The sequence below is a fragment of the Nostoc sp. KVJ3 genome (genome assembly GCF_026127265.1).
Taxonomy (GTDB): domain Bacteria; phylum Cyanobacteriota; class Cyanobacteriia; order Cyanobacteriales; family Nostocaceae; genus Nostoc.
On sequence record NZ_WWFG01000002.1, the window covers coordinates 2,758,892 to 2,771,652 of the forward strand.

The 12,761-nt window shown below is 41.4% G+C and carries 12 protein-coding genes and 1 pseudogene; 10 read left to right on the top strand and 3 right to left on the bottom strand.

Annotated features, from left to right (window positions below; genetic code table 11):
• Positions 1-887 precede the first annotated feature (887 nt).
• The 4 genes and pseudogenes from GTQ43_RS27770 to GTQ43_RS27785 all read left to right on the top strand — a co-directional run.
• A complete protein-coding gene (locus tag GTQ43_RS27770) occupies positions 888-1,664 on the top strand; it encodes an RNA polymerase sigma factor SigF (RefSeq protein ID WP_265275896.1) in 777 nt (258 codons plus the stop codon).
• 163 nt (positions 1,665-1,827) lie between these two features.
• A complete protein-coding gene (locus tag GTQ43_RS27775) occupies positions 1,828-2,679 on the top strand; it encodes a hypothetical protein (protein ID WP_265275897.1) in 852 nt (283 codons plus the stop codon).
• A gap of 2 nt (positions 2,680-2,681) precedes the next feature.
• Positions 2,682-2,933: a hypothetical protein gene (locus GTQ43_RS27780; RefSeq protein ID WP_265275898.1), complete on the top strand. Its 252-nt coding sequence runs from the start codon at positions 2,682-2,684 to the stop codon at positions 2,931-2,933.
• Between the two features lie 253 nt (positions 2,934-3,186).
• Positions 3,187-3,549 (top strand): annotated as a pseudogene (locus tag GTQ43_RS27785) (ABC transporter ATP-binding protein); the annotation flags it as partial.
• 2 nt (positions 3,550-3,551) lie between these two features.
• Here the strand turns inward: GTQ43_RS27785 and GTQ43_RS27790 are convergent.
• Positions 3,552-4,232: a tetratricopeptide repeat protein gene (locus GTQ43_RS27790; RefSeq protein ID WP_265275899.1), complete on the bottom strand. Its 681-nt coding sequence runs from the start codon at positions 4,230-4,232 to the stop codon at positions 3,552-3,554.
• A 620-nt stretch (positions 4,233-4,852) separates the two neighbouring features.
• Here GTQ43_RS27790 and GTQ43_RS27795 point away from each other — a divergent pair.
• Together GTQ43_RS27795 and GTQ43_RS27800 are read left to right on the top strand one after the other, a co-directional pair.
• Positions 4,853-5,179, top strand: coding sequence for a YbjQ family protein (locus GTQ43_RS27795; RefSeq protein ID WP_265275900.1), 327 nt, complete (start codon positions 4,853-4,855; stop codon positions 5,177-5,179).
• Positions 5,180-5,481: 302 nt separating this feature from the next.
• Complete coding sequence (locus tag GTQ43_RS27800; protein WP_265275901.1) at positions 5,482-6,114, top strand: hypothetical protein; 633 nt, start codon at positions 5,482-5,484, stop codon at positions 6,112-6,114.
• A gap of 155 nt (positions 6,115-6,269) precedes the next feature.
• Here GTQ43_RS27800 and GTQ43_RS27805 read toward each other — a convergent pair whose 3' ends face one another.
• Entirely contained in the window at positions 6,270-6,530 is a 261-nt protein-coding gene (locus GTQ43_RS27805) for a hypothetical protein (protein ID WP_265275902.1), read from the bottom strand.
• 65 nt (positions 6,531-6,595) lie between these two features.
• On the bottom strand, positions 6,596-7,279 hold the full coding sequence (gene sufR / locus GTQ43_RS27810; protein ID WP_265275903.1) for an iron-sulfur cluster biosynthesis transcriptional regulator SufR: 684 nt from the start codon (positions 7,277-7,279) through the stop codon (positions 6,596-6,598).
• Positions 7,280-7,520: 241 nt separating this feature from the next.
• Between sufR and sufB the strand changes: the two genes are divergently transcribed.
• The 4 genes from sufB (at position 7,521) to GTQ43_RS27830 (ending at position 12,643) form a co-directional block, all read left to right on the top strand.
• On the top strand, positions 7,521-8,960 hold the full coding sequence (sufB, locus tag GTQ43_RS27815) for a Fe-S cluster assembly protein SufB (RefSeq protein WP_265275904.1): 1,440 nt from the start codon (positions 7,521-7,523) through the stop codon (positions 8,958-8,960).
• 105 nt (positions 8,961-9,065) lie between these two features.
• On the top strand, positions 9,066-9,854 hold the full coding sequence (gene sufC, locus GTQ43_RS27820; RefSeq protein WP_265275905.1) for a Fe-S cluster assembly ATPase SufC: 789 nt from the start codon (positions 9,066-9,068) through the stop codon (positions 9,852-9,854).
• Positions 9,854-11,230 carry a Fe-S cluster assembly protein SufD gene (gene sufD / locus GTQ43_RS27825; protein WP_265275906.1) on the top strand — a complete coding sequence of 459 codons (1,377 nt, stop codon included), beginning with the start codon at positions 9,854-9,856 and terminating at the stop codon, positions 11,228-11,230. Before sufC ends, sufD begins: the two co-directional genes overlap by 1 nt.
• 150 nt (positions 11,231-11,380) lie before the next feature.
• Positions 11,381-12,643, top strand: coding sequence for a cysteine desulfurase (locus tag GTQ43_RS27830; RefSeq protein ID WP_265275907.1), 1,263 nt, complete (start codon positions 11,381-11,383; stop codon positions 12,641-12,643).
• Positions 12,644-12,761: the final 118 nt, after the last annotated feature.

The following is a 12,761-nucleotide window of genomic DNA, read 5'->3' on the forward strand; positions in this document are numbered from 1 at the left end:
CAGAACTACAATTCTGTAAGCATCAGGTTTCATCACAAAAGTTAACTTATTTGCCCCCATTTTCAGGGCTGTTTCATTCCTATAGAAGCCTTACAAAGATGAAAAGAGACAAGAGAAAAATTTTTTCTTCCCTTGTCCCCAGCTTTTCAGGAGGCTTTGAAAGAATGAAACAGCCCTGCCTTTTTTCAGGGGGGTAGATAGCTTTTTTAGAAATAGGGGGAAAGTTTAAAGCTTACAGCTTACAGCAGTTTTCATGTATTTGAACCACATCTGTCGTAGGGGCAATTCATGAATTGCCCCTACGGTGTGGTCTATATTACCTGAAAATAGCTGTAATATCCTTGGGTTTGTGATGTTTTGCCCTGCAAGACCTCTTCAGTAGAACAAAGGGCGAGATTTCCCTTTGTTCTACTGGCTTATGTAAATATACATACTATTCTCTAAATATTATTAGTAATTTTTAACTATTGGATGAATCTTAGTTGAATTGACACGTAATTTTACTGGAAATCAAGCTTTTGTTATTCAATATAATTCCGACTAATGTTGTTTTGTCTATAGAAATTAGCTTCACCATTAATTAATTAAATTTAAGTACAATCTCGGTTTGATATTTAGTGATTAATTTTATATTTTATTTCTATGTAGTCCTAAAAACAGCTACAGATTATCCCCAAGATAAATAACAAACTAAATACCAATTTCGCCCATTTAAATTTTGCTCGATTCCCAAGCAATTCTATGGAGTTTTTTTTGAGAAAAAATGCTCTTATTTTCCATAGTATTTGCTATTACGTATAGCGCAATATTGTTTTTAATATCGTGCGATCGCAGTTGAATTTAAAAGTGAGTAGTTGATTGTTAATTTACTCAATAAACACGGTGCTATGACTACCACGGCCACCAATGAACTAAAGCATGAAATTTGGCAGTTGTTGCGAGAATATCAGCAATCTCGGTCAGAAAATATTCGCAATCAACTGGTAAAACTCAATTTTGGACTTGTGAGAAAAGAAGCTCACTACTGGACGAATCAATGTCATGAAACCTACGATGATTTGATCCAGGTTGGATGTTTGGGTTTAATCAGAGCAATTGAAAAATTTGAACTTTCTAAGGGACATGCCTTTAGTTCCTATGCTCTTCCCTATATCCGGGGTGAAATTCAACACTATCTCCGAGATAAAGGTGTCACCGTGCGAATTCCTCGGAAGTGGTTAGCACTGCAACAGCAAGCAATCGGAGTGTCACGTTCTTGGCGTGAAAAGCATAATCGTCAACCAACAGACTCCGAATTAGCAACAGCACTAGAAATTTCTGCAACCGAGTGGCAAGAAATTAAATTAGCGTGGATAAATCGCGCTCCCTTGAGTCTGGATGTGCCAATCCAAGATGGAGAAGAAGGCTCTACCTGTTTGGGTGAATTGGTTCCAGACCCTCACTATCGTAGCTTTCAATTGGCACAAGAAGACCAACTTCGCTTGCAACAAGCATTGCTTCAGCTCGAAGAACGCACCCGCGATGTGCTGGAATGCGTGTTTTTACAAGATTTAACACAAAAACAAGTTGCAGAACATCTTGGAATCAGTGTCGTAACAGTTTCTCGGAGAGTCAAGAAAGGTCTAGATTTGATGAAACAGCTTATGGGTGTAGCAGAGGATTAACTACAAAACACCAAGCCGCAATTATGCTGGGTTGTTAGTGCTAAAAATAACCCTTGAAATATAAAAAATTAGGTTATAAAGGGAACATACTTTGCCTTTGATACAAATTTTAGGCTCGTAGATTTCCACTTTTCAATTTTCCAATGGCTTTTGAGAACAGCTCATGGGCAGAAATTCAACAATTACAATTGCAGCTATTTTAACCTTAGCGATCGCAGGATGTGCTTCTGAAGATACACCACAAGCCATCAATCCTGCGCCGATTCCCAAAATAGCCGCAAAGTCGCCATCGGCGGCTCAATCCTTTAAGAATCCAGTGATACCTGCCAAAGAGGTTTCACAAGTTACCCCTGCATCTGCTAGCTTGATTCAATCCACTAATGCTACAGAGCGGGAACGGTTAATTCAGATATCAAAAACCCGCACTGACCCGTTTGCACAAGTTTTAGGGCAGACGGTTCCCGGAGTTTCTACAACGCCTGGAAGACCTGTTCCTGTATTGCCTAAACTACCGACTCCATCAATAGCAATACGGAAACTTCCAACACCCAACGTAGCTTTAAATCAGAAGAAAAATAACATTGCTTCTGTACCCAAAAAAGTCAATCTGACTTTTACTTCAGTCTTACCCAAGGTTTTGCCTCAAGTTGTTCCCAACCCTACTTTAGTATCTGTATTGCCACCACCAGCCCAACCTGAGTTAGCAAGAGCAGTTATTGTGACTGGTGTAGTTCTGATTAGTAAGGAACCACAGGCAATTATCAAAGTACCTGATGAGCCGACGAGTCGCTATGTGCAAGCGGGACAGCGATTAGCCAATGGTGTACTAATTAAACGGATTGAAATGAATGGAGGTTCCAACCCGATTGTAATTCTTGAACAATTTGGTATCGAAGTTGCCAAAATGGTAGGGGAAGGGCCTGTAAACTCAACGCCGTCAGCTGCATCTGCTACCGGCAGTCCTGTTTCAGTGACAACGCCCCCATTGAATCCTTTAAGTGTTGGAGCTTCATAAAGATGGAGACTAAAGAAAAAATTCAATTTCCTGGTTTGCCTTTAGCTGTCTATAGAGAGATAGCAGCTCATTTACGTCAAGTGGAAGGGGTAGACGTGGATTTAATTCCCCAGTCATCCCAACAGTTTGATTACAATCAAAGTCAAATTGGTAGCTTGTCCATCTCGTGGACAGCAAATTCTGGTTCAGAAAGTCGGCAGCGAGTTAACCAAATTTTGGCTTACTATCAAAATCGCTATATGAATCCTATTTGATTTGTGAAAATTGAAGCCTCAGATTCCCGATTTCTCAGAGAAGTCGGGAATTTTGTTTTTGGATGAACCAACTGTAGGACTAGACCTAGGCTGTTGACTCTATGCCTTTTTAGGAGTTAAAAAGTCATGTAAAATATATGTCATTGCGAGCGAAGCGAAGCAATCCCACCTTCGGGAATTAAAAATGCAAAATTAAAAATTAAAAATTTCAGAGAATCCCCTCAATTTTTAATTAATAATTTTTAATTTTTAATTGGAGCGAAGCGACTTGACGATGTTACTGACGACCCATTATATGGATGAGGTCGAATTTTTGTGCGATGCTTTTGGCTCTACCAAGCCAGGATGCATCGGTATTATGGATAGCGGTAAGCTGATTTCTTTGGGAACTTTACAACAGCTCCGTTCTGTTCACGGTGAAGGTTTGGTGATGAAGCAATTGGGTGTGTCTGAAGTGGGAAGTGATGGCGCTCGTAGCTGGGAATATTTGTTTTTCCCATCCTTGGAAGCAGCGAATATCTACTTGAATGAACAGCCTGATAAAACCGGAATGATGGTGCGTCCCTCTAATCTGGAAGATATTTTTGTAGAATTAACGGGACACCAGTTAGATTAACTTCATCCTCCTAACTGCCGCAGCATCGCTTCTACTCTATCTACTCCTTGTGAGTCATTGCGCCGCTTGTATAAGTCGCGGGCTTTCTGAAGTAAGCTGTTGGCTTGTTTGGTTTGTCGTCGCTGTTTATACATCGAACCCATCAATTCATAAGTCTGGGCGTTGTTCTTATCCAGGTCGATTGCTTGTTGATATGCCCAGGTAGCTGCACTGTAGTCTCCTAGACGAGATTGTGTTACAGCCAATCCTAAATAGGCGTTAACGTTGTTACGGTTTAGCTGTATGGCCCGACGGTAGCCTTCTTTTGCTCCTGCGGTGTCTCCCAAGTTCGCTTTGATGTAACCCACGGCGTAGTAAAAATCACTGTTGTTCGGGTTGATGGCGATCGCTCGACGATAAGCTGTTAATGCTGCCTGGTAATTTCCCTGTTGAGCATATAAGTAGCCGATACCTGAATGGATTTTAGCATTTTTGGGATCTAGGCTTGCTGCTCGCTGATAAACTGCGATCGCACCACCATAATCAGAGGCATCCACTAACCTTCGTCCTTCCTCCAGTAGTTGTTTTAACTCTGGATTTTTGCCTTGTGCTACTAATACCTGAGCCTGGGCTACTGAAGGTATGGTGAAGGTAAAACATCCTAGTAACACCACACTAAACACGAATGATGTCGGCTTGTACACAGTAAATTTCCTGAAATCTTAGAGAACTTTTTTCTTGTACATTAAAACAAAAATATGGACTTTTGAAAACTGTATTTATTCGTATTAATTAAGATATTAATAGTTCATTCACCTCTCCTTCACAATCAGCATTACATAACAGGGTTTTTACTGAATAATAAAGTGTCAACTATCAATCTGTAAATGGAGTTACCCTCCAGATAAATCAGTATAAATGTAAAACAAACCATTTTTTTGTTCAGTAGTTACACGTGTTATCCGCAAAAATACTACAGGTATTTGACTTAATCCTAGACATTGAGTTGCCAAGCTTCCAGGGTTTGATATTCATTCCTATTTTTATTCCATTTAAGAACTATTTTTTAGTCTTTGATACTACCATTTGAAAAGTTATCATCTCTACATTCACATTCTTTTTTGGTCGTTATACGGTAAGATAAGTTTAATCAGCAAAATGTTCCTTTAAGTCGTAGTTTCTATTGAGGACAATATTAAAATTCAAGGAGCAATTGCCAATTGTGTGAGAGGCTTTTTATCAGAATTATATTCTGTAATCAAATTTACAATTGCTCAAGGATTCTGATAAATATAAACATATATCCTATCTAAGAGGTTAATTTATGATTATAACTACTACTGATGTAATTCAAGGAGCCGTGATTGACTCATATTTAGGTATCGTGACAGCAGAAGTAGTTTACGGCAGCAATTTCTTACGGGATTTTTTAGCTGGTATTCGCGATATTATCGGTGGACGCACTGGTAGCTATGAGCGTCTATTTGAGCAGGGTCAACGCAAGGCACTAGAAGAATTAGAACAACGGGCACAACGTTTAGGAGCAAATGCTGTAATTGGGATTGAAATTGATACTGGCACAATCAATCTTGACCAGTCAGGAGTTCTTTTGCTGATTACTGCCACTGGCACTGCTGTAAGGATGCGTTAATTTTAATTTTAATTATTTTTGATAATCATTATAAAGAAGGTAGTTGATTGTAGCTAGCTAATAGTTATATTTTTATTTTAGAATTTTTATATGGATAATTTAGAAAAAATTATTAGGATATAAATAAATACTAAATTGGATTACAAATTATTAACTACATATATTTTTTATGACTAAAGATGAAACATTAACTATTTCTATTGATAGAGATAAAGCAGATGATTTAGTTATTTAATTTGAAGTATAAGCATGAATATACCTGAACATAAGCTTTGCTGAAATAGCACTGGAGAATATAAGCTATGTCATACGTAAATCGCGCAGGGAATGACGTTATTCCTACTGAGAGTGTAATAGCAGGTCGAGTAGCCGAATATCACGATCTTGTTCGCTGGGGGCCGATTATTGCTGGTTTGTTGGTTTCTTTAGCTACACAATTAATTTTGAGTTCTATAATTGGTGCGATCGCAGCTGGTGCAGTTGAAGGTTCAGGTGCGCCCAGATCAATTGCTCCTAATGCTGCTGGTAGTGCGGGGCTTTGGTCAACTATCGCTTTGTTGATTTCTCTATTTACCGGTGGTTGGGTGACAGCCCGTGCTTGTGGGCCAATGAACCGCAATACAGCCCTTCTCAACGGCGCAATTCTTTGGGCAACGACTTTGGCAGTTAGCTCATGGCTATTTGCAAGTGGAGTATCCGGTGCTTTTGGTGTTGCTGCTTCCAACGCTGGGGAAGTGATAAATCAGGTACAACAACAAGGTGGTCTTAATGTACCGCGAACAAACGTCACTGCTCAAGAAGCTCGTCAACTGGCAGCAAATGTACGTTCGGGATTGTGGTGGTTTGTGTTTGGTTCTTTGTTGAGTTTAGTAGCGGCAATGATGGGAGCTGTAGCTGGTGTTCGCAGTCCTCGGACTAACAATTACAATCCTTAAATAATTGAACTGTCTGAAAAATCAAATGTTATTTATTCTAAATAGAAGCATCTTGAAAAAGGTGCTTTTTTTATTTAGTAAATTTACTAAATAATCGCGATATTTTTGATGGTTATTTTTATAAGTAAATGAAACGAAAATTTTAATGCCACAGATCACCACTTCAGATATGAAGCTTCTATTCCCTGTTCACGGCGAATTTTGCCATCTTTTTCAAACCAAGCAATTACTTGCGGCGCTGTCAAATCTTCAATAGCAACACCGTATACTTGCGCGATATGCTTCAACAGCTTAAGTGATGAAATTGTCAATCTTGTTAAAAACTTTTCTGGGGAAGACAACAAAGCCGCGTCTACTTTTGCCGACTCTTCCAGAGTTAAAAATTGTGCTGAGGGTTGCTGTGGTGGTACGTCCATAAACGCGATCTCAAATTTAGTTGATTATTAGGGGTGGGGAGTGGGGAGTAGTTTTCACAAAATAATTAATGACGAATTTGTACCAAATAGCCACAACGATGTTCGCCATCAATAATCCAGTGGGTGCGTTCTACGGTACAATCTGGTAGTACGGCTGCAAACATTTCTAATTCGTGACCACAAATGCTGGGAAAAGACTCGGCAACGTTGGAAATGGCGCAATTATGCTCCATTAAGATAAAGCGATCGCACTCAAAAGAGTCACTCACCTCAACTGGGTGATATTCAGCCATGAAGCCTTCCGCTTTTCTCAATTCTACTAAGTTCGCTACCCGTTCTCGCAGTGAACCGTTACCAACGCGATCGCGATATTCTAATGCTTTGCGCTCCCACTGTTTCTGTAAAATTGATGTAAATTGGTCGTGTCCTACCGTTTCAGCTAAGGTGTCTAGCAGCGAAACCGCAAAATTTCCGTGGCCATCACCAAAGCGATCGCTCATTGTTCGATGCAAGCGATCGCGTCCTTGACGACTCAGTTCATAAAGATGCTGTGGCCGCCCCATCCCCGCCGCCTGTACTGATGTCGAATACAAAACTAGCTCCTCCGTCTCCAAATCTTTCAGATGGCGACGAATGGCTTGGGGGGTAACTTCTAAAACTTCAGCTAGCTCTAAAGCCGTTGCTTTTTCATGTTTGTGCAGATACTCAAGGATATCTTGCTTGGTTGAGGACTGGTGAGTAGTCGCCATCTTCATTTGGTGCAAGACGTTCAGCGAACGTCCCAAAAATTTCTGGGAAAATTTGACTTTGACAACATTGTTGTTGTTAATCTAGCGTAAAATGAAGATAGGTTAAACAACAATGAAGTTGTTTTAGTCTCCACCACTATTCTAGCAGCCGTGCAACCATTCCGTAACCTGATATGGGAATCGGTTAGCCGCAGCCCGTCTCCCATCCTAAAAGAGTTCTGAACACGAGAGATTATTACTGATGAGTGCCACTGTCAAAACCTTAGTCAACCAACCCTACAAGTACGGCTTTGTTACCGATATTGAAGCTGACACAATTGAGCGTGGACTAGACGAGGACGTTATCCGCTTGATCTCCTCTAAGAAGAACGAGCCGCAGTTCATGCTGGACTTTCGCCTCAGAGCTTATCGCCAGTGGCAAAAAATGACGGAACCAACTTGGCCGAATGTCAAGTATCCGCCAATCAATTATCAGGATATCATTTATTATTCAGCGCCAAAACAAAAGAAAAAAAAGCTGAACAGCTTGGATGAAGTTGATCCAACCCTGTTAGAAACCTTTGAAAAGTTAGGCATTTCCCTATCTGAACAGAAGCGACTCGCAAATGTCGCCGTCGATGCGATTTTCGATAGCGTCTCTGTTGCTACTACATTTAAAGAAAAGTTAGCGGAAGATGGTGTTATTTTCTGCTCCTTTTCGGAAGCGTTACAAGAACACCCAGAATTAATTAAAAAATATCTGGGTAGTGTCGTTCCCATCGCTGACAATTATTTTGCCGCCTTGAACGCCGCGGTATTTAGCGATGGTTCTTTTGTCTATATTCCTAAAGGCGTAAAATGCCCAATGGAACTGTCTACCTACTTCCGCATCAACTCTGGTGATACGGGACAATTTGAGCGGACTTTGATTGTCGCCGAAGAAGGTAGTTATGTTTCTTACCTTGAAGGTTGCACCGCACCAATGTATGACAGCAACCAGTTGCACGCCGCCGTTGTGGAACTTGTCGCCCTCGACAATGCCGAAATTAAATACTCTACTGTGCAAAACTGGTACGCTGGCGATGCAAACGGTAAAGGCGGTATTTACAACTTTGTCACCAAGCGCGGTTTGTGTCAGGGTGTAAATTCCAAGATTTCCTGGACTCAAGTAGAAACAGGTTCGGCAATTACTTGGAAATATCCTAGCTGTGTGTTGGTGGGTGATAACTCTGTGGGTGAGTTTTACTCGGTGGCGCTGACAAATCATCAGCAGCAAGCTGATACTGGCAGTAAGATGATTCACGTAGGTAAGAATACCCGCAGTACAATTATTTCTAAGGGAATCTCCGCAGGTAAATCTAGCAATAGCTACCGGGGTTTGGTGAAAGTTAACCCGACGGCTAAAGGGGCGAGAAATTATTCTCAGTGCGACTCGATGCTAATTGGGGATAATGCCCATGCGAATACTTTCCCTTATATTCAGGTGCAGAATAATACTGCGAAGGTGGAGCATGAAGCTTCTACTTCTAAGATTGGGGAAGATCAGTTATTTTACTTTGCTCAACGGGGTATTTCTTCGGAAGATGCTATTTCGATGATGATTAGCGGCTTCTGTAAGGATGTTTTTAATCAGCTACCGATGGAGTTTGCTGTGGAAGCTGATAAGTTGTTGAGTTTGAAGTTGGAAGGTAGTGTTGGATAAGTGGAAGGAAGGATAAACACAGGGACATCCGCGTTCTGTGTTTATCTTTTGGAAGAATGACGAACCGCGAAGACGCTAAGAGCGCGAAGAGAGAAAGGAGAGAAGATGATTATTGAAAATAGTGAAGTTGTGCTGTCGGTACGGAATCTGACGGCTAATGTTGATGGGACACCGATTTTGAAAGGTGTGAATCTGGAGGTGCGATCGGGTGAAATTCATGCGATTATGGGGCCGAATGGTTCTGGTAAGAGTACTTTTTCTAAGGTGTTGGCTGGGCATCCGGCTTATGAGGTGACTGGCGGTGAGGTGATTTTTCAGGGGCAAAATCTGCTGGAGTTGGAACCGGAGGAACGAGCCAGAAGTGGTGTGTTTTTGGCGTTTCAGTATCCGTTAGAAATTCCGGGTGTGAGCAATTTGGATTTCTTGCGGGTGGCGTACAATTCTCGTCGTAAGGCGCAAGGTTTAGAGGAAATTGACGCTTTTGATTTTGACGATTTGATTGAGGAAAAGCTGGATGTGGTGAAGATGAATCCCAGTTTTCTCAGTCGGAGTTTGAATGAAGGGTTTTCTGGTGGTGAGAAGAAGCGGAATGAAATTCTGCAAATGGCTCTGCTGGAACCAAAGTTGGGAATTTTGGATGAGACTGATTCGGGTTTGGATATTGACGCGCTCAGAATTGTAGCGAATGGGGTAAATCAACTGGCAAGTCCAGAAAATTCTACGATTTTGATTACTCATTATCAACGATTACTTGATTATATTGTGCCTGATTTTGTACATGTGATGGCACAGGGGCAGATTATTACTAGCGGTGGTAAAGAACTGGCGTTGGAGTTAGAGTCTCGCGGTTATGACTGGGTACTAGAAGAATTTGCTGCTGGGGTGGGTGTGTAATGAGTATTCAAGTATCTCCTAGTCCAATTCCTAATTCAAATGCAGTCAGTTTGACATCGACTCTGTTAGATAGAGATGATTATCTGACTGGGTTGTTAAATCTAGTAACAGAAACGAAAACAGCAGGTTGGTTGCAGGAATTACGCCAAGGTGCTGCTAATTGGGTACGTCATTCGATTATCCCAACTACCCGCGAGGAAGAATGGCGGTTTACTGATTTGTCGTCTCTGCGAAAGGTGCAATTTAATAATGTAGAGACGCGAAAATTCGCGTCTTTGCAATTTGATATTTTGCCAGAGGCGGCTAATAGTCGTTTGGTTTTTGTTAATGGCGTTTTTGCGCCGGAGTTATCCGCAGTTTCAGATTTACCATCTGGAGTTGTGGTGAGTAATTTGGCTGGTTTGTCTACGGTTGAGCAGGAGGGTGTACGGCAGTATTTAGCTCAAGCTGAGGGAGCGCAGGAAGTTTTTACTGCTCTCAATACGGCTGGGATAACTGATGCTGCTGTGGTGTGGGTGAAGAAGAATGTGGTGGTAGAAACGCTAATTCATTTGGTGTTTATTTCTGGTGAGACGCTGACGATTTCGCAGCCGCGTTGTTTGGTGGTGGCGGAAAGTGGTTCGCAGGTGAGGTTGGTTGAGGAGTATACGAACCGCCAAGGCGCAGAGAGCGCGGAGGAAGAGGGAGTATATTTTACTAATGCGGTTACGGAAGTTTGGGTTGGTGACAATGCCCAGGTGAGTCATACTAGGGTTGAGCGGGAAGGTGCAGAGGCTTTTCATATTGGGAAAACTGCGATCGCACAGGCTCGTGATAGTCGATATACTTGTCATGCCATAAGTTTAGGGGCGAAGTTTTCACGGCACAATTTGGAAGTTTTGCAAACTGGTGAGCAGACGGAAACTACTCTCAATGGGTTGACGGTAATTTCTGGTAAGCAGTTGTCTGATACTCACAGTGCGATCGCACTTAACTATCCTCATGGTACAAGCGATCAATTGCATAAATGTATTGTAGGCGATCGCGCTCATGCGGTGTTCAATGGTAAAGTTTTTGTACCCAAACCAGCACAGTTGACTAATGCAGCCCAGTTGAATCGCAATTTGCTGCTGTCATCGAAAGCCAGAGTTGATACCAAACCCCAATTAGAAATTACAGCAGATAATGTCAAATGCGCTCACGGTGCTACCGTTAGCCAATTGGAAGATGACGAAATATTCTATCTGCAAAGTCGGGGTATTGATGCAAACGATGCTCGCAAGTTGTTAATTAACGCCTTCGCTGCTGAAGTCATCAACAAAATACCTGTTCCTTCTCTGCGAGAAATCCTTTTAAACACAGTCAATAATCTTAAGTCCATATTGCTTGACTCTTGAAGAAATTTTAGATTTTAGATTTTAGATTTTGGATTAAAGATTCAAAATCTAAAGTTTAAAAAGGTTTCAAGCCTCAATCCGAATTTTAGATTTTAGCTCAAATTTTCAAATCTAAAATCCCAAATCCCAAATTGTTGGACTAATCTACCAATGACTTTCACCTCTACCAAAACCCTTGCTGATAAAGTTCGCGCTGACTTCCCAATTTTGCATCAGGAAGTCAATGATAAACCCTTAGTTTATCTTGATAATGCAGCGACATCGCAAAAGCCTTTGTTCGTATTAAATACCCTGCGGGATTATTACGAGCAATATAATGCTAACGTGCATCGCGGTGCCCATACCCTAAGTGCTAAAGCTACTGATGCTTATGAAGGTGCTAGAGATAAAATTGCTAAATTTATTAATGCTGCATCGCGTCAGGAAATCGTCTACACCCGCAACGCAACTGAGGCTATTAACTTAGTAGCCTACAGTTGGGGAATGAATAATTTGCAGCCGGGAGATGAAATTATTCTCTCGGTGATGGAACACCACAGTAATATTGTACCTTGGCAATTTGTAGCCCAAAAGACGGGTGCAGTCCTGAAATTTGTAGAATTAACACCAGAAGAAACTTTTGATTTGGAGCAGTTTAAAAAGCTGATTTCCGAGAAAACTAAGTTGGTGTCAGTGGTGCATATTTCTAATGCCTTGGGTTGCATTAACCCAGTGGAAGAAATTGCTGCGATCGCACACAAATATGGTGCTAAATTCTTAGTTGATGCTTGCCAAAGTGTCCCTCATGTGCATGTCGATGTGCAGCAGATAGATTGTGATTGGTTGGTAGCTTCCGGCCATAAAATGTGCGCGCCAACTGGGATAGGCTTTCTGTATGGCAAGTTGGAGTTGCTAGAATCAATGCCACCATTTTTTGGTGGTGGTGAGATGATTGCAGAGGTATATTTAGACCATTCTACTTATGCAGAGTTACCGCATAAATTTGAAGCTGGTACACCTGCAATTGGCGAAGCGATCGCACTTGGCGCTGCAATAGATTATCTTAGCAGTATAGGCATGGATAAAATCCACGCCTACGAAGCAGAATTAACAGCTTATTTGTTCCAACAATTAGAGCAAATTCCCCAAATTAGAATTTACGGCCCCAAACCAAATACTAAAGGGGAAGGTAGAGCCGCTCTTGCATCATTCACCGCCGGGGAAGTCCACGCTAACGACTTATCTACATTATTAGATCAAGAAGGCGTTGCTATCCGTTCTGGACACCATTGTACTCAACCATTACACCGTTATTTAGGTCTTGCTGCAACCGCACGAGCAAGTCTATCTTTCTACAACACCCGCGAAGAAATTGACGTTTTCATCAAAGCACTGAAAGAAACTCTGGACTTTTTTGCAGGTTTCCTTGCTTAAAGTTACAAAATTTTCAGAAACTGATTGTGCATTGCGGTGAAAAATCCTTGTAGAGGCGTAAAATTTTACGTCTCTACATTCAAGTTCATACCTCGATTCAGCAACGTCGGTAATTTTT